Source organism: Bradyrhizobium sp. AZCC 1578 (genome assembly GCF_036924675.1).
Taxonomy (GTDB): Bacteria; Pseudomonadota; Alphaproteobacteria; order Rhizobiales; family Xanthobacteraceae; genus Bradyrhizobium.
Map to the genome: position 1 here is coordinate 3976266 of NZ_JAZHRZ010000001.1, position 16101 is coordinate 3992366.

Consider the following 16101-nt stretch of genomic DNA (forward strand, 5'->3'; position numbering starts at 1 on the left):
GCACTAGGCCGCGATATCGCCCGACTGGATGCGCTTGACGCCGGCCTTGGTCATGTCGGCCCAGGCTTTTGCGAGCGAGCCCTGGGTGTCGATGCCGCGGCAGGCGTCCTCGATCACGTAAGTCTCGAAGCCCGCCTTGCGCGCATCCAGCGCGCTCCATGCCACGCAGAAATCGGTCGCGAGGCCAGCGAGGAAAACCCGCTTCACCTTGCGCGCCTTCAGGTACGCCGCGAGCCCCGTCGTGGTCTTGCCGTCGGCCTCGGTGAAGGCCGAATAGCTGTCGATGTCCTTGCGAAAACCCTTGCGGATAACGAGGCCGGCATGCGGGATCGCGAGGTCCTTTGACAGCGACGCACCCTCGGTCCCCTGCACGCAGTGATCCGGCCACAGCACCTGATTGCCGTAGGGGAGATCGATGGTTTCGAACGGCTTCTTGCCGGAATGGGTGGAGGCGAACGAGACGTGGCCCGCGGTGTGCCAGTCCTGCGTCATCACCACATTGGCAAAGCCCTTGGCGATGCGGTTGATGACGGGCACCACTTGATCGCCGTCTTTCACGGCAAGGCTGCCGCCTGGCAGGAAGCAGTTTTGCACGTCGATGACGAGGAGCGCGGAGGCGTTGTCGGGTTTCATCGGTGCAGCCCATGGCGTCGTTGGAACGAGGGCGAGGACGGATGCCGCGCCAAAGCCTGTCAGAACCAGTCTGCGAGAAAGCATAGCGCGTCTCCCTGCCATGAACCCGGCAGGGGGAAGGCTAGTTCCATTGGTGTACGAACGAAAGCCCGAAATTTCAGCGCGTCCTGAATATCAGGGCGCGCTTTTTTCGAATTCGCGATCAGGCTCGCGGCCGGATTCCGTCGCGCACGGCGCGGAAGCGTGGAAAGGCCTTGGTCCAATCATCGCGCGGCGAAGAGCCGATGATGCGCATCGAGGTCTGGGCGCCGAACCGCAGCCATTGCACGATCGTCACCGGCGTATTGTCCTTGCCGCTGATGGCGTCGATCCGGGTCTCGTAGCCGGGCTGGCCATCGATGCGGACCGGCTCCGACATCGTGATCCTGCCATCGCGGACGCCGGGAATGGTGGTCGCGATCTGCTGGGCAAAGCGGCCGCGATCGTCAGGCGACGCCGCCGTCGAGCCGATCAGGCCGATGATCATGAACGGCGCGACCTCGAAGCCTTTCTTTTCGTCGCTGTCGGAGAGAATGAGGGCGGCGCCCGGCGCCAGCGTACGGACGTTCTTGAAGCTCGAGAGTTCGCCGATCTTGAACGGCATCATCCCGAGCTGTTCCTCGACAGGAACCTCAACGCGGATCACGGCAGATGCGAACATCTGACGCACGGCATCGTCGGTATAGATCTTCGAGGCGTTCTCCGGCACCTGCACGGCGACGTAGCCGGAGAAGGTAGGGCCGGGCAGGATCATGGAATAACGGCGCACGCTGGTGGCGCCGTCCTTGGCGTTTTCGACGGTGTAGTAGGCGAGCCCCGCTTTGGTCTCGATGCTTTCCGGCTTGATGCCGCCAGTGCCGCCGGGATTGGCCTTGAAGGCATTGGCGACCTCGCCATAAGCCTCGGCGGGCAGGTCGGCGACCAGCACCTTGACGCCCTGGTCTTCGGTCTCGAATCCCGTGAACGCCCTGGCCTTGTTGAGGCCGACCAGCGGCGTCATGCCGACCCTGGCGCCCGGCGGGAAAACCGGGTCCGCGGCGAACGCGGAGGAGGTGGCGGCAACGAGGAGGGCAACCGCAGCAAAATATCTAAGTGGCTTCATGGAGGGTCTACCGGGTTTGCATGGAGGCCGTTCAAAGATCGGACGGTGGTGGAATCTGGGCCTCGGGGCGCGACTGGGTCGTTCCGTTCGGCCCGCTTTTAGCGGTTTTGGTGTCCCTGCAACAGGGCAGGACGGGCGTCCGTTCCCCCGCCTCGCTCCTATTTCGCGGCATTCTGCCCGGCCTCCGAGCTCTTTTTTTGGGCGCTTCCAGCGGCCAAATACCGCGTCCCCTCAACCGGCGGCCGGTCCACGCCGTGAGGATGCTGCCGTATCGCTGTGCAACGCTTCGGGGTGTGAGCGATAAAGGAGTTGCCGATTTCTTAACGCCGGTCACGGCACGGGGGCCCGGCCCCAGGCGGCACAATCTTTCAAACGCCAGCCTTTTCAGGCCCTAAGCTTGCGCTCGGTCCTTGCAGGCACAACCCCCCCTCCTATATGAGGCTCACCGTCGCAATATCGCGAGTATTTGAACGTTGGGGGTTCGGTTAGGTGCGCCGTCCAGGGCCCAGCCAACCTGCCGCAAAAAGAAGGATATGAGGACCATGGGAAAGGTCATTGGGATCGATCTCGGCACCACGAATTCGTGTGTCGCCGTAATGGATGGCAAGACTGCAAAAGTCATCGAGAACGCGGAGGGCATGCGCACCACGCCCTCGATCGTTGCCGTCACCGATGACGGCGAGCGCCTCGTCGGCCAGCCTGCCAAGCGCCAGGCGGTGACCAATCCCGAGCGGACATTCTTCGCGGTGAAGCGCCTGATCGGCCGCCGCTATGACGACCCGATGGTCGAGAAGGACAAGAAGCTCGTTCCCTACAAGATCATCAAGGCATCGAACGGCGACGCCTGGGTCGAGGCCGACGGCAAGACCTATTCGCCCTCGCAGGTCTCTGCCTTTATCCTGCAGAAGATGAAGGAGACCGCGGAAGCCCATCTCGGCCAGAAGGTCGACCAGGCCGTCATCACCGTTCCCGCCTACTTCAACGACGCGCAGCGTCAGGCCACCAAGGATGCCGGCAAGATCGCTGGTCTTGAAGTGCTGCGCATCATCAACGAGCCGACGGCGGCAGCGCTCGCCTACGGTCTCGACAAATCGAAATCCGGCACCATCGCGGTTTACGACCTCGGCGGCGGCACCTTCGACGTCTCGATTCTCGAAATCGGCGACGGCGTGTTCGAGGTGAAGTCGACCAACGGCGATACCTTCCTCGGCGGTGAAGATTTCGACATGCGCCTGGTCGGTTATCTCGCCGACGAATTCCAGAAGGAGCAGGGTATCAACCTGCGCAACGACAAGCTCGCCCTGCAGCGCCTGAAGGAGGCGGCCGAAAAGGCCAAGATCGAGCTGTCTTCGACGACGCAGACCGAAATCAACCTGCCGTTCATCACGGCCGACCAGACCGGGCCGAAGCATCTGACGATGAAGCTGACGCGCGCCAAGTTCGAGGCTCTCGTCGACGATCTCGTTCAGAAGACCATCGAGCCCTGCCGCAAGGCGCTGAAGGATGCGGGGCTCACCGCCGCCGAAATCGGCGAAGTGGTGCTGGTCGGCGGCATGACCCGCATGCCGAAGGTCCAGGAGGTCGTGAAGCAGTTGTTCGGCAAGGAGCCGCACAAGGGCGTCAACCCGGACGAAGTCGTCGCCATCGGTGCGGCCATTCAGGCGGGCGTGCTGCAGGGTGACGTCAAGGACGTGCTGCTGCTCGACGTGACACCGCTGTCGCTCGGCATCGAGACGCTGGGTGGCGTGTTCACCCGCATCATCGACCGCAACACCACGATCCCGACCAAGAAGAGCCAGGTGTTCTCGACCGCCGAGGACAACCAGAATGCCGTTACCATCCGCGTCTTCCAGGGCGAGCGTGAAATGGCGGCCGACAACAAGGTGCTCGGTCAGTTCGACCTGATGGGCATTCCGCCGGCGCCGCGCGGCATGCCGCAGATCGAGGTCACCTTCGACATCGACGCCAACGGCATCGTCAATGTCTCGGCCAGGGACAAGGCGACCGGCAAGGAGCAGCAGATCCGGATTCAGGCATCCGGCGGCCTCTCCGAAGCCGACATCCAGAAGATGGTCAAGGACGCCGAGGCCAACGCGGCCGAGGACAAGAAGCGACGCGAGGCGGTCGACGCCAAGAACCATGCCGACGCGCTGGTGCATTCCACCGAGAAGGCGCTGGCCGAGCACGGTTCGAAGGTGGAAGACTCAGAGCGCCGCGCCATCGAGGACGCCGTCAGCGATTTGAAGGAAGCGCTGAAGGGCGACGACGCCGAGGCCATCAAGGCCAAGACCAACACGCTGGCGCAGGCTTCGATGAAGCTCGGCGAGGCCATGTACAAGCAGCAGGCCGAGGCGGACGCCAAGCGGGATGCTGCCAAGGATGACGTGGTCGACGCGGAGTTCACCGAGGTCGACGACGACAAGAACAACAAGAAGTCAGCATAAGCGGGCTTTCGATCATGACCCTCATCCAAAAGAGCGCACGGCTCGCGTTCGATGGGTGGGGGTCATTTTTCTTTAAGCCGATGGCGGCATCTTCGATTGAAGGTGCTTTCGGCATGAAGGCGAATTTCGGGCGGGTTTGACTGATGTCCACCAAGCGCTGCTATTACGAAACCCTGGAAGTCGAGCGGAACGCGGACGAATCCAAGCTCAAGTCGGCCTTCCGCAAGCTCGCGATGAAATGGCATCCGGACAGGAATCCAGGTGATGCCACCAGCGAAATGAAATTCAAGGAAATCAACGAGGCCTATGAAGTCCTGAAAGACGGCGACAAGCGCGCCGCCTATGACCGCTACGGCCATGCCGCGTTCGAGCAGGGCATGGGCGGCGGTGGTCCTGGCTTCGGCGCCGGCTTCGCCTCGTCGTTTTCAGATATTTTCGAGGACCTGTTCGGCATGGCCGGGCAGCGCGGGCGCGGCGGCGGACGCGAGCGCGGCGCCGATCTGCGCTACAACATGGAAATCACGCTGGAGGAAGCCTACCTCGGCAAGACCGCGCAGATCGAAATTCCGGTCTCGGTCACCTGCGAGCCCTGTTCGGGCACCGGCGCCAAGGCCGGCACCAAGCCGAAGACCTGCGCGGTGTGCGGCGGCGCCGGCCGCGTCCGTCAGGCTCAGGGCTTCTTCACGCTGGAGCGGACCTGCCCCGGCTGTCAGGGCCGCGGTCAGATGATCGAGGACGCCTGCCCGAATTGCGCGGGCACGGGACGGGTGACGCGCGACCGAACGTTGTCGGTCAACATTCCGCAGGGCGTCGAGGACGGCACGCGTATCCGGCTGGCCGGCGAAGGCGAGGCCGGTGTCCGCGGCGGCCCGCCCGGCGACCTCTACATTTTCTTGTCGCTGGCCACCCACGAATTCTTCCAGCGCGACGGCGCCGATTTGCACTGCCGGGTTCCGATCTCAATGGTCGCTGCCGCGCTCGGTGGCGAATTCGAGGTGCCCACCATCGACAAGGGCAAGACCAAGGTGAAGGTGCCGGCGGGAACGCAGTCCGGCCGCCGTTTCCGCATTGCATCAAAGGGCATGCCGGTGCTCCGATCGCGCCAGACCGGCGACATGTATGTCCAGGTCATGGTCGAAACGCCGCAGAATCTGACCAAGAAGCAGCAGGAACTGCTCGCCGAGTTCGAAAAGCTGTCCTCCGGGGCAACCCAGCCGGAGGCGTTAGGCTTCTTCACCAAGGTCAAGGACTTCTTCGGCAGCCGCGCTGGCTCCTGAACCGTATGCACGTCGCCGGGGCGAGCGCCGTTCTCGCCCCGGCAGTCATGATTCATTCAGCTTGCACAGGGTGTTATCGCCGGATCGCGGGCACTTTGGCGCGTCTGGCGCATTACCGTCTGGCTTGACCATATCCCCGTCGACCTATACGTGTTCATGACTGTTTTTTGACATTCCCGCCCGTCAGCGGGTCCCGCCTGGTAGCGACATGCCTTTGCAATCGTCCGTGCGTGCGTTGAAGAAGCCTCGTCTCGACGACGAGGTGCGCTTCCTTCGTTCATGGATTGAAAAGCCGCTGCACATGGGCGCGGTGATGCCGTCGAGCAAGGTGCTCGCCCGCACCATGGCGCAATATGTCGATGTCGATTCCGAAGGGCCGGTCGTCGAACTTGGGCCCGGGACCGGCGCGATCACCAACGCGCTGATCGAACACGGCGTGGATCAGAAGCGGCTCGTGCTGGTTGAATATAATCCGGGTTTCTGCGCCCTGCTGCGCGATCGCTATCCTCAGGCCAAGGTCGTACAGGGCGATGCCTACACGCTTCGCGCTTCGCTCGGAGATGCGCTGGATGCGCCGGCGTCTGCCGTGATCTCCGGCCTGCCGCTCGTGACAAAACCGATGCTGACCCGCCTAAAGCTGATCCGCGACGCCTTCCTGGCGCTGGCGCCGGGCGCGCCCTTCGTGCAGTTCACCTATTCGGTGGCGCCGCCGATTCCGAAATCGCTGCCGGGCGTGTCCACAGAGGCCTCCGAGCGGATATGGATGAACCTTCCGCCCGCGCGGGTCTGGGTGTATCGCAAGGGCTAGGCCGTCCGCCTGCGCGGCCGGTTGGCCCCGAGTGCGATTTCTAAGAAATGTCCGCGTTGAAAATCCTCGTGATCCCGGGATCGCTCCGCACCGGCTCGCTCAATGCGAGGCTGGCGGCGGTGGCCGTGCACGAACTGGCGCAGGCCGGCGCCGAAGTCACCCGCATCTCGCTGGTTGATTTTCCGCTGCCGATCTATGATGGCGACCTGCAGGCGAAATCGGGCGTGCCGAAACACGCGGTCAACCTGAAGCGGATGATGGCAGCCCATCATGGCGTGCTGATCGTGACGCCGGAATACAATTCCTCGGTGCCGGCGCTGGTGAAAAACACCATCGACTGGGTCAGCCGGGTGCAGGATGCGCACGAGACCCGCGGCCAGGTGTTTCGCGATCGGGTGTTTGCGATTGCGTCGGCCTCCGGCAACCGGCTCGGTGGCGCCCGCGCGCTGGCCGCGCTGCGGCTGATCCTGTCGGCGTGTCATGCAACCGTGATACCGAACCAGTTCGCGCTGGCATTCGCCGACGATGCCTATGACGAGATGGACCGCCTGAAGAATGCTGCTGATGCCGAGGGGCTGAAAGCGCTGGTGCGGCAGTTGATCGACGTTTCCCAACGCATGATGTGAGGTGACATGCAGCCAGCCAGTATCGCGCCGAAGGATCGGCTGATCGTTGCGCTCGACCTGTCCGAAGTGTCTGAAGCGGAAGCGTTGATCGCGCGGCTCGGCGACAGCGTGAGCTTCTACAAGATCGGCTATCAGCTCGCCTATGCCGGCGGATTGCCGCTGGCGCAGCAACTGGCGAAGTCAGGCAAGAAGGTTTTTATCGATCTCAAGCTGCACGACATCGGCAATACGGTGGCGCGCGGCGTTGAGAGCGTCGCCAAACTCGGCGCGACCTTCCTAACCGTGCACGCCTATCCTCAGACCATGAAGGCCGCGGTCGAGGCGCGCCAAGGCTCGGGTCTGAAAATCCTCGCCGTCACCGTGCTGACCTCTTATGACGATGGCGACCTGCATGCCGCCGGCTATCGTCTCAACGTCTCCGACCTGGTGGAAGCGCGCGCCCAGCAGGCGCAGGTGCTCGGCGTCGACGGCCTCGTCAGCTCGCCGGAAGAGGCGGCCGCGTTGCGCAAGATCGTCGGTCACCAGATGCATCTGGTGACACCGGGTATCCGCCCGGCGGGCGCTGCGACCGGCGACCAGAAGCGCATCATGACGCCGGCGAGGGCGATTGCCGCGGGTGCAGACTATCTGGTGGTCGGACGCCCGATCACGGAAGCCGCCGATCCCAGGCTTGCTGCGGATGCCATTCAGGCGGAAATCAAGCAGGCGATCACGTAACAACAAGAAGGAGATTGAGATGGCCAAAGGATACTGGATCGGACGCGTCGACGTTCACAATGACGAGGGCTACAAGCCGTATATGGCGGCCAATCCGGCCATCTTCCAGAAATTCGGCGGGCGCTTCATCGTGCGCGGCGGCAAGTTTACCGCGGTCGAAGGCCAATGCCGCTCGCGCAATGTGGTGATCGAATTCGACAGCTATGAGAAAGCGCTGGCCTGCTACAATTCGCCGGAATACCAGGCCAACATCAAGGTCCGTCAGCCGCACTCCATCGCGGACCTCATCGTCATCGAGGGCTATGACAGCCCGCAGCCCTGAGCGCGCATTATTTCGCGATCTATATCTGCGCGCCTCAGTGGCCAACGCAAAGATGCGGAGGTCCGGTAGAAGCGGCTAGTTTCGCGCCGCTTCGCGGGACCCCACCGTCTAAAGAAAATCGCATCAAGAAATATGTGCGAATGTTTCCGATCGTGCCTGGCCGATCGGCTCCCGTCGAAAAATAGCAAATAGCTGATCGTCATTCCAAGCGAACGCGGGGTCTGCGGGCCCAACGTCCGCTATCCGACATTTCTTTTGTCCCCAACTGGGGATTGTGACGCCGCCCCGGCTTCATCAAGTTGCGCGCCATCGAACTCCACATGGATCGTGATGGAAATCGAGCCAACACAAAATCGCTAGTGCATGACGGGCCGCGAGCCGACCCGCATCGCGAACGCGCGGGCGCAAGGAGTAGAAACCATGGCACTCATCAATGGAACGGCTGGCGACGACACATTACCTGGCACGGCAATGGACGACCAGATTAACGGCCTCGCCGGCATGGATACGATAACCGCGTTGGAAGGCGATGACGAGGTGAGCGGCGGGCCCGGCGACGATGTAATCGACGGCGGGGCGGGCAACGACACGCTGAATGGCAATGCCGGGAATGACGAGGTCACCGGTGGCGATGGCGATGATGAGATCAATGGCGGCGCCGGAGACGATACGCTGAACGGAAACGCCGGCATGGACACGATCAATGGAAACGCCGGTAACGACATTATCGACGGCGGAGCTGACGATGATGTTCTGTCTGGTGGCGCAGGCGATGACGACATCCACGGTGGAGATGGAAACGATACCGTTAGCGGCAACGCCGGTGTCGATACCCTCTGGGGCGATGCCGGTGACGACACGCTCAATGGCGGTGCCGGCAACGACGAGCTGAACGGCGGTGACGGCGTCGATACGCTGAATGGCGGTCTCGGCGATGATGTCCTGAACGGCGACGCGGGAACCGATACGCTCAACGGCGGCCTGGGCAATGACGAGTTGAACGGCGGTGCCGATAACGACGTTCTGAATGGTGGCGCCGGCAACGATACGCTGAATGGCGACGACGGTGACGACACCATGAATGGTGGCGCCGGCGCGGATACCATGGATGGCGGTGCCGGCAACGATACGATGTCTGGCGACGCCGGCGACGACGTCATGGCCGGTGGCGCGGGTGACGACGTCATGAGCGGCGGCGACGGAGACGACGAGCTCAGCGGTGGCGACGGCACCGATACGTTGGACGGCGATGCCGGAGATGACACGCTCGATGGCGGCGACGGCAGCGATACGCTGAATGGCGGCGACGGAGCCGACATACTGGCGGGCGGTGCCGCCGCCGACACTCTGAACGGCGATGCCGGTGACGACGAGCTGGACGGCGGCGCTGGCGCCGATGTCCTCAATGGTGGAGCCGGCGACGATCTGCTGACCGGCGGTGGCGGAACGGATACGCTCAACTTCGGCGATGGAACCGGAGCCAGCTTCGGCGACGACGAAGTCACCGATTTCAGCTTTGACGACGGCGATCAGATCAATGTCGATGCCGCAGTCGGATTTGATCCGACCACGGTCGTCGTCGATGACGACGGCACCAATACGGTGATAGACTTCGGCTTCGGCAGCATCACGCTCGATGGAATCTCGGGTGGCGCAACGGCATTCACGTCGATCGACGACATCAACGACGCCGCCGGCGATACGCTTATCGAAATCGTGTAATGCCTGCTTCGGTGGGGCGGCCGCCGGGCCGCCCCGCTCCGGCCCTCTGCAGTACTCAATTCGTGACAGTGCCGGCCGCTCATGCACTTGCGTACTCGTTGTGAAACTCCAGCGCAGCGCTCGCTGCTTGGATTGATTCCGGGGCGATCCGCATTGATGTGGATCGTCGCCTTCAGCGTGTCGATCAACATGCTGCTCCTGGTCGTGCCCTTGTACTCTATCGAAGTGTTCGATCGGGTGATCAGCAGCGGTAGCGTCGAAACGCTTGTCGGTCTCACCGTGATCGCCGTAATTGCTCTTGTTTTCAGCGCCGCGTTCGACACCCTGCGCAGCCGGCTACTCAGTCGCTTTGCGGTTAGATTTGAGCGCCACATCGCTCCCATCGTGCTTGAAAGCATGATTGTTGATGCCACCAATCGCGGCGACAGCAGGGCGCAAGATCTTGTAAGGCTACGCGAGTTGAGGACGTTCCTTTCCAGCGCAACGATTGCATCGCTGCTCGATGCTCCCTTTCTTCCGGCGTTTATTTTCATCCTGTTCTTTCTGCACCCCTGGTACGGCCTGATTGCGCTGGTCGGATCGGCGATTCTGCTCGCCATGGGCATCGCCAGCCGCTGGATCGCGCGCACTGAAATTGCGCAGTCGTCCCAGGCCGCACAGAAGACCCAGGCTGCTCTCGACGGAATTGTCCGGCATTCCGCTCTGGTGCGTGCGATGGGCTGGACCAGAGGTGCCATCCGCGAATTCATGGACCTCAACGACCAGGCCTTGTCTCCCGTGGTTCGAGCCAGCGAGCGCGTTTATGCAATCGGCGCTGCGGCGCGCATGGTGAGAACGATATTGCAGGTAGCCGCGATCGGCGCAGGTGCCTGGCTCGTTCTACAGAGCGAAGTGCTGGCGGGCAGCCTGATTGCGAGTTCGATCCTGATCGCCCGCACGCTGCAGCCGATGGAGGGTCTGATCTCGGCGCGGCGCGTGCTTACATCCGCGCGCGAGGCCTGGACACAAGTTCAGGCTGCTGCAGCGCCGGTTCTTGTTCGAGAGAAACGTACGCTGCTTCCGTCGCCATCCGGCAGAATTGAAGTCGAGCGGGTGACATATCGGACGGCTACGATGCCGCGCCCAATCCTCGCAGGCATAAATTTTCGATGCCCGCCTTCCAGGCTAGTCGTCGTGATCGGTCCAACTGGCGCCGGAAAATCGACCTTGCTGCGCCTGATGGCAGGGCTGGAACGACCGAGTGGCGGCACGATCCGGCTGGACGACGCGGCCCTGCATAACTGGGACCCTGACCAGCTTGGTCAGTTTGTCGGTTACCTTCCTCAGGACGTGCAGCTTCTGGGCGGCACGGTGGCCGAAGCTATCGCCGGCTTTGAAGAGCATGCGCGTGACCAGGACATCGTTGCCGCGGCCATGCTCGCGCAGGCTCATGAGATGATCCAGTCTCTGCCAGCCGGCTACCAGACCGAAATAGGGCGCGACGGTAGCAAGCTTTCCGGTGGCCAGCGCCAGCGTATCGGTCTTGCCCGTGCCTTCTTTGGCAATCGCAAATTAGTCCTGCTGGATGAACCAAATGCCAATCTCGACCCGGAGGGCGAGCAAGCGCTATGTTCCGCCATCGAGCTGGCGAAAGCGCGCGGCACGACACTGGTCATTGTCACCCATCGGCCTCGACTATTGACCATCGCAGATGCGGTGCTCTTTTTGAGGGATGGCGTGCAGCTCGCTTTCGGGCCGCCTGATGACGTTCTCCGTTTCCCTGTCACCTCCGTCTCGAAGCCGCACGTAGTCCGGCACAGTACGGAATCTCCGAAACTGGCCACGGGGAGAACTGCTCGATGACGGAAAGAGATCAAGATCGTGCAGTCGTCGTTCTCCACAAGGAACGGCCACGATCCGATATGCGGCGGATCGTCGGATGGGGATGCGTGCTGCTCGTTCTGCAATTCTGCTGCTTCGGGGTGTGGGCTATGACAGTCCCGCTTCGCGGCGCGGTTGTGGCATCAGGTGTCATAAAGGTTCATTCGAAGCGCAAGGCAGTCCAGCATCTTGAAGGAGGAATAGTAAGATCGATTCACGTCAGGGAGAACGATCAGGTCAAGGCCGGCCAGCTCATCGCCCGGCTCGACACCACCCAGATTGAAGCAAACCTCGGCTCGTTGGCGACGAAATATTTCTCGGTCCTGGCGATGGAGGCGCGGCTGGCGGCAGAAGAGGCCGGCGCAGAATCGATCTTGTTTCCTGACGAACTGAAGAAAAACGCGAACCATGCGTCCGCGCGCATTGCCATGCAAACGCAGGAGGCCGAGTTTGCGGCGCGACTGGCCGCGATCGAGAATGAGCGCAAAATGATCGATCAGCAGATGCTGCAATTGACGGACTCCATCCGCGGCTTCGAAAGCAGCACCAAGGGTGTCGAGCAGCAACTTGCGTTATTGCAAGAGGAAATAGCTGACACCAGCTATCTCCTCTCAAAGGGCCTCGCCCGAAAGCCACGGCTGTTGGCCCTGAAGCGAGCCGAAGCCGAAGCCAGCGGGCAGATTGCTCGCAATTCGGCGTCGGTGGCGGAGAAGCGAGGCAAAATGGCGGAGCTCGAGGACAGGCGTCGACAACTCGGCTTCAATCAGAATCAAGAAGTCGCGAAGCTGCGGCATGCGGCGAGCGAGCGAGATTGGGGATCTGCGACATCGAATTGCCGCTTTGCGGGATCAATTGAGCCGGTCTGAACTGCATGCTCCCGAGAGTGGAAAGATCGTGGGCCTCAACAGCCGAGATCTTAGAGCCGTGCTTGCGCCCCGCGAAACGCTCCTCGAAATCGTTCCAACAGAGGACCGGCTTGTCATCGAGGCAGCATTGAAACCAATAGATCGGGAGGAGGTTCATGCCGGACAGGCCGCGCGCGTGCGGGTTCACGCCCTGAATATTCGTCGCCGCCCCATGCTCGATGGAAGAGTCGTCGCCGTGGCGGCAGACGCGCTGACCGATGCCAAGAGCGGCGTCACGTCCTACATGGCGGAGGTGGAACTCGATACCGACGCGCCGACCGCCTCGTACTTCTCTTCGTTAGTGCCGGGAATGCCCGTTGAGATATTTATCGAGACGGGAGAAAGAACCTTTGCGGAATATTTACTGCAGCCAATGGAACTGCGTATCAACCGCGCGTTTAAGGAGCACTAAGCCGTCGGCATGAGTTCGACGGCATCTTGTTACGGGAGGCGCCCGTGCATGAAAATGGCAAAACACTACCCTCCAGGCAGGGTGGATTTCGCTTCAATGACGCTGAGCGCGGCGAGCCTCTTCAGTACGCCGAAGATCCTCCGATAGGGGGCCCTGCGAAGCAAGGCCCAGACCGGAGCGCGATGGAATATTTCGGCAAGGCTGTTGCCGAACTGTTCGATTGCAACAGTTGCTACGTCGCGGCCATGTCTCACACCGGTGGATCGGAGCTTAACGAGGTCCGGATCGGACACGCCGCAATCGATCCCTCGTGCACCATGACCGTCGCCCGAATTGCCCGCAAGGGCGCCGGGGCAGATTGCGCCTTTCTCGAACCTGTCAACGCACGCACCACGTTTGTGCGGAGACTGATCGGCTCCGAGCCAGGAACAAGCGGTCATTCCGTCATCGGCAGATTTGCCTCTCGCGACAGATCGACCGTAGTGTTTGTCGCAGGTTGGCGGCAGGCTGCGCTGGTTCGGGCCGAAATTCCGTGTCTCGCGCGTGCGGTGCGTACGGTTTGGGAGACGGCTCATTCCCTCGTGCAGTGTTCACCCAATCGACATCCGGACGCAGAAATCTGGCTGGAAAACCTGGCATTCCCTGCGTTCATCGTGGACGAAGGCCTGCATGTTCACGAGGTCAACCGCTGTGGTCGAGCACTATCTGCAAGGGGCGAACTTCTCAAGGTGGATGGTGGCAGGCTCGCAGGGTCCAGCAGACTGGTAACCGAGCGTTTGAGGGTGGCGATCCGCGAGGCGTTGATTCCCAGGCCCGGTCAGGGCTGGCTGAACACAACCGTGCCCCTCTCTACCGAGCGTCAGCAGTTTGCCTTCGCCAAGATCGGAGCCGCACCAACACATTGCGACAGGGGGATGGCGTTGGTCATCGTGCCGCAATTCGATGAAGTGCTGGGGGCACACCGTATTGCATCCGCCTTCGGCTTGAACTGGGCTGAAGAGAGAATCATCGCCCGGATTCTTCAATTCCAGAGTCCACGTGATATCGGCGCCGACCTTCGGTTGACCGAGGCGACCGTAAGAACCTACACCAAGCGCATCATGCTCAAGTTGGGAATTAATCGGCAGGCCGAGTTCTTTCTGCTTTATCATCTCACGCAGTCCCCATTCGGAGCCGGCAGGCGCGAAAAGGCCGTCGCGCCGATATCACCGGATTGCCGGTTGCTCTGTGCGGCTGATAAGCGGCCTCCGAATTGATGCGCCAGCTTTTGCGATGGTCCAGGACTTCAAGCGTCGTGTGACTTCTTATCGAGCCTTTGCCATCGCGGCGGCACTGGGCTTTTCTTCCAATGCGATCGCCGAGAGCATTCAATTGAGCATGCACGTGGCACCTACAAGGCCACATATGGAGCGCGACGGCCGGATGGTTCTGGAGAGAAAGCTGGAACTCACCCTCTAGAGCAACCCGTCTTCGGGGCATCTGGTTTCGGTCGGCGGACACGACGCCGACCGATCCCGATCATGGCAGGATCGAGTAGGGCATGGCAGGATCGCCACCCTGATTGCCCCTCGCCTCCGCCCGTCCGGATCGCCTTGGCCGCCGGCGGGAGCCGCAAAAGCGCCTGATTGGTTGCCGGATCGGCCTCATCCCGCTATAGGGCGTGCAGAGGTAAAAGCCATGGCCGATATGCGATTGATCGTAGCGGGGGCCGGCGGCCGGATGGGCCGCGCGCTGGTGCGCGTCATTTCGGAAACGCCGGGTGCGGTGCTGACCGGGGCGCTGGAAGCGCCGGGCTCGGAACTTCTGGGCAAGGATGCCGGCGTGCTCGCCGGCCTGCCGGCCAATGGCATCGAGTTGTCGGCGGACCTGTGGAAATTGTCCGCCAATGCCGACGGCATTCTGGATTTCACCGTGCCCGCCGCCACCATCGCCAATGTCGCGATCGCCGCCGAACGCGGCCTGGTGCACATCGTCGGAACCACCGGCCTGTCGGTATCAGACATGGCGGTCATCAAGAGCGTCACCTCGCGTGCGGTGGTGGTGCAGTCCGGCAATATGAGCCTCGGCGTCAATCTGCTCGCCGCGCTGGTCAAGCGCGTCGCGCAGTCGCTGGACGAAAGTTTTGACATCGAAATCCTCGAGATGCACCACAAGGCCAAGATCGACGCGCCCTCGGGCACGGCCTTCCTGCTCGGTGAAGCTGCCGCCGCCGGCCGCGGCGTCGACCTCCACGCCCGCTCCGCGCGCGGCCGCGACGGCCAGACCGGCGCCCGCCGACCCGGCGATATCGGCTTCGCTTCGCTTCGCGGCGGCACCGTCACCGGCGATCACTCCGTGATCTTCGCGGGTCCGATGGAGCGGATCGAACTGACCCACCGCGCCGAGGACCGGACCATGTTCGCGCAGGGCGCGATCAAGGCGGCGCTGTGGGCGCGGGGCAAGACGCCCGGCTTCTACACGATGACCGACGTGCTGGGGCTCGCCGACTTCTAACCATCGAAAAACGGAATCCTGGAATGAGCGATCGTCTTCTCGTGCTCGTGCGGCACGGCCAGAGCGACTGGAATTTGAAGAACCTGTTCACCGGCTGGAAGGACCCCGACCTCTCCGAACTGGGTGTATCGGAAGCAAAAGAGGCCGGCCGCAAGCTGAAGGCGCAGGGATTGACGTTCGATGTCGCTTTTACCTCGGTGCTGAAGCGGGCGCAGCGCACGCTCGACCTGGCGCTGGCCGAGATCGGCCAGACCGGATTGCCGACCAAATGCGATCTGGCGCTCAACGAACGCGATTACGGCGAGCTCTCGGGACTCAACAAGGATGACGCCCGCAAGAAATGGGGTGAAGAGCAGGTCTTGATCTGGCGCCGCTCCTATGACGTGCCGCCGCCCGGAGGCGAAAGCCTCAAGGACACGCTGGCGCGCGCGCTGCCGTATTACGTGCAGGAGATTCTGCCTGGCGTGCTGCGCGGCGAGCGCACGCTGGTCGCCGCCCACGGCAACTCGCTGCGTGCGCTGATCATGGTGCTGGAGAAGCTGACGCCCGAGCAGATATTGAAGCGCGAACTCGCGACCGGCGCGCCCGTGATCTACCGGCTCAATGCCGATTCGACGGTCGCGTCGAAGCTCGATCTGGCGGCGTAGGTAGGCAAAGCCAACGGGTCGCGCGAATGCGCGCCGGCGACGAGCGCAAGGCCGCTCGCGGAGTGATGACAGGCTCCGCGTGCCCACCATTTCA

The 16101-nt window shown here is 62.4% G+C and carries 16 protein-coding genes; 14 read left to right on the top strand and 2 right to left on the bottom strand.

Going from position 1 to position 16101, the window contains the following annotated elements; all coding sequences use genetic code 11:
• Positions 1-3 precede the first annotated feature (3 nt).
• Together pncA and V1290_RS18960 are read right to left on the bottom strand one after the other, a co-directional pair.
• A complete protein-coding gene (pncA, locus tag V1290_RS18955) occupies positions 4-717 on the bottom strand; it encodes a bifunctional nicotinamidase/pyrazinamidase (RefSeq protein WP_334365811.1) in 714 nt (237 codons plus the stop codon).
• A gap of 118 nt (positions 718-835) precedes the next feature.
• On the bottom strand, positions 836-1774 hold the full coding sequence (locus V1290_RS18960) for a hypothetical protein (protein WP_334365812.1): 939 nt from the start codon (positions 1772-1774) through the stop codon (positions 836-838).
• Between the two features lie 542 nt (positions 1775-2316).
• On the opposite strand from V1290_RS18960, the gene dnaK reads away from it, so the two are divergent.
• The 14 genes from dnaK (at position 2317) to V1290_RS19030 (ending at position 16007) form a co-directional block, all read left to right on the top strand.
• Positions 2317-4218, top strand: coding sequence for a molecular chaperone DnaK (dnaK, locus tag V1290_RS18965; protein ID WP_334365813.1), 1902 nt, complete (start codon positions 2317-2319; stop codon positions 4216-4218).
• Positions 4219-4361: 143 nt separating this feature from the next.
• Entirely contained in the window at positions 4362-5495 is a 1134-nt protein-coding gene (gene dnaJ / locus V1290_RS18970; protein ID WP_334365814.1) for a molecular chaperone DnaJ, read from the top strand.
• 208 nt (positions 5496-5703) lie between these two features.
• Entirely contained in the window at positions 5704-6303 is a 600-nt protein-coding gene (locus V1290_RS18975) for a class I SAM-dependent methyltransferase (protein ID WP_334365815.1), read from the top strand.
• A 47-nt stretch (positions 6304-6350) separates the two neighbouring features.
• Positions 6351-6929, top strand: coding sequence for an NADPH-dependent FMN reductase (locus V1290_RS18980; RefSeq protein ID WP_334365816.1), 579 nt, complete (start codon positions 6351-6353; stop codon positions 6927-6929).
• Between the two features lie 6 nt (positions 6930-6935).
• The gene (gene pyrF, locus V1290_RS18985) at positions 6936-7646 is read left to right on the top strand and encodes an orotidine-5'-phosphate decarboxylase (RefSeq protein WP_334365817.1); all 711 of its coding nucleotides are present in this window, start codon (positions 6936-6938) and stop codon (positions 7644-7646) included.
• Between the two features lie 19 nt (positions 7647-7665).
• Entirely contained in the window at positions 7666-7968 is a 303-nt protein-coding gene (locus V1290_RS18990) for a DUF1330 domain-containing protein (protein WP_334365818.1), read from the top strand.
• Between the two features lie 363 nt (positions 7969-8331).
• A complete protein-coding gene (locus V1290_RS18995; protein WP_334365819.1) occupies positions 8332-9690 on the top strand; it encodes a calcium-binding protein in 1359 nt (452 codons plus the stop codon).
• 156 nt (positions 9691-9846) lie between these two features.
• The gene (locus tag V1290_RS19000) at positions 9847-11532 is read left to right on the top strand and encodes a type I secretion system permease/ATPase (RefSeq protein WP_334369089.1); all 1686 of its coding nucleotides are present in this window, start codon (positions 9847-9849) and stop codon (positions 11530-11532) included.
• An 86-nt stretch (positions 11533-11618) separates the two neighbouring features.
• Positions 11619-12416, top strand: coding sequence for a biotin/lipoyl-binding protein (locus V1290_RS19005; protein WP_334365820.1), 798 nt, complete (start codon positions 11619-11621; stop codon positions 12414-12416).
• 28 nt (positions 12417-12444) lie between these two features.
• Positions 12445-12867 (top strand): HlyD family efflux transporter periplasmic adaptor subunit, encoded by a 423-nt coding sequence (locus V1290_RS19010; RefSeq protein WP_334365821.1) that lies wholly within the window; start codon positions 12445-12447, stop codon positions 12865-12867.
• A gap of 182 nt (positions 12868-13049) precedes the next feature.
• On the top strand, positions 13050-14123 hold the full coding sequence (locus tag V1290_RS19015) for a helix-turn-helix transcriptional regulator (protein WP_334365824.1): 1074 nt from the start codon (positions 13050-13052) through the stop codon (positions 14121-14123).
• Positions 14124-14139: 16 nt separating this feature from the next.
• The gene (locus tag V1290_RS19020; RefSeq protein WP_334365826.1) at positions 14140-14325 is read left to right on the top strand and encodes a hypothetical protein; all 186 of its coding nucleotides are present in this window, start codon (positions 14140-14142) and stop codon (positions 14323-14325) included.
• A 219-nt stretch (positions 14326-14544) separates the two neighbouring features.
• Positions 14545-15360 (top strand): 4-hydroxy-tetrahydrodipicolinate reductase, encoded by an 816-nt coding sequence (dapB, locus tag V1290_RS19025; protein ID WP_334365827.1) that lies wholly within the window; start codon positions 14545-14547, stop codon positions 15358-15360.
• Positions 15361-15383: 23 nt separating this feature from the next.
• Positions 15384-16007 (top strand): 2,3-bisphosphoglycerate-dependent phosphoglycerate mutase, encoded by a 624-nt coding sequence (locus V1290_RS19030; RefSeq protein WP_334365828.1) that lies wholly within the window; start codon positions 15384-15386, stop codon positions 16005-16007.
• The last annotated feature ends 94 nt before the right edge of the window (positions 16008-16101 follow it).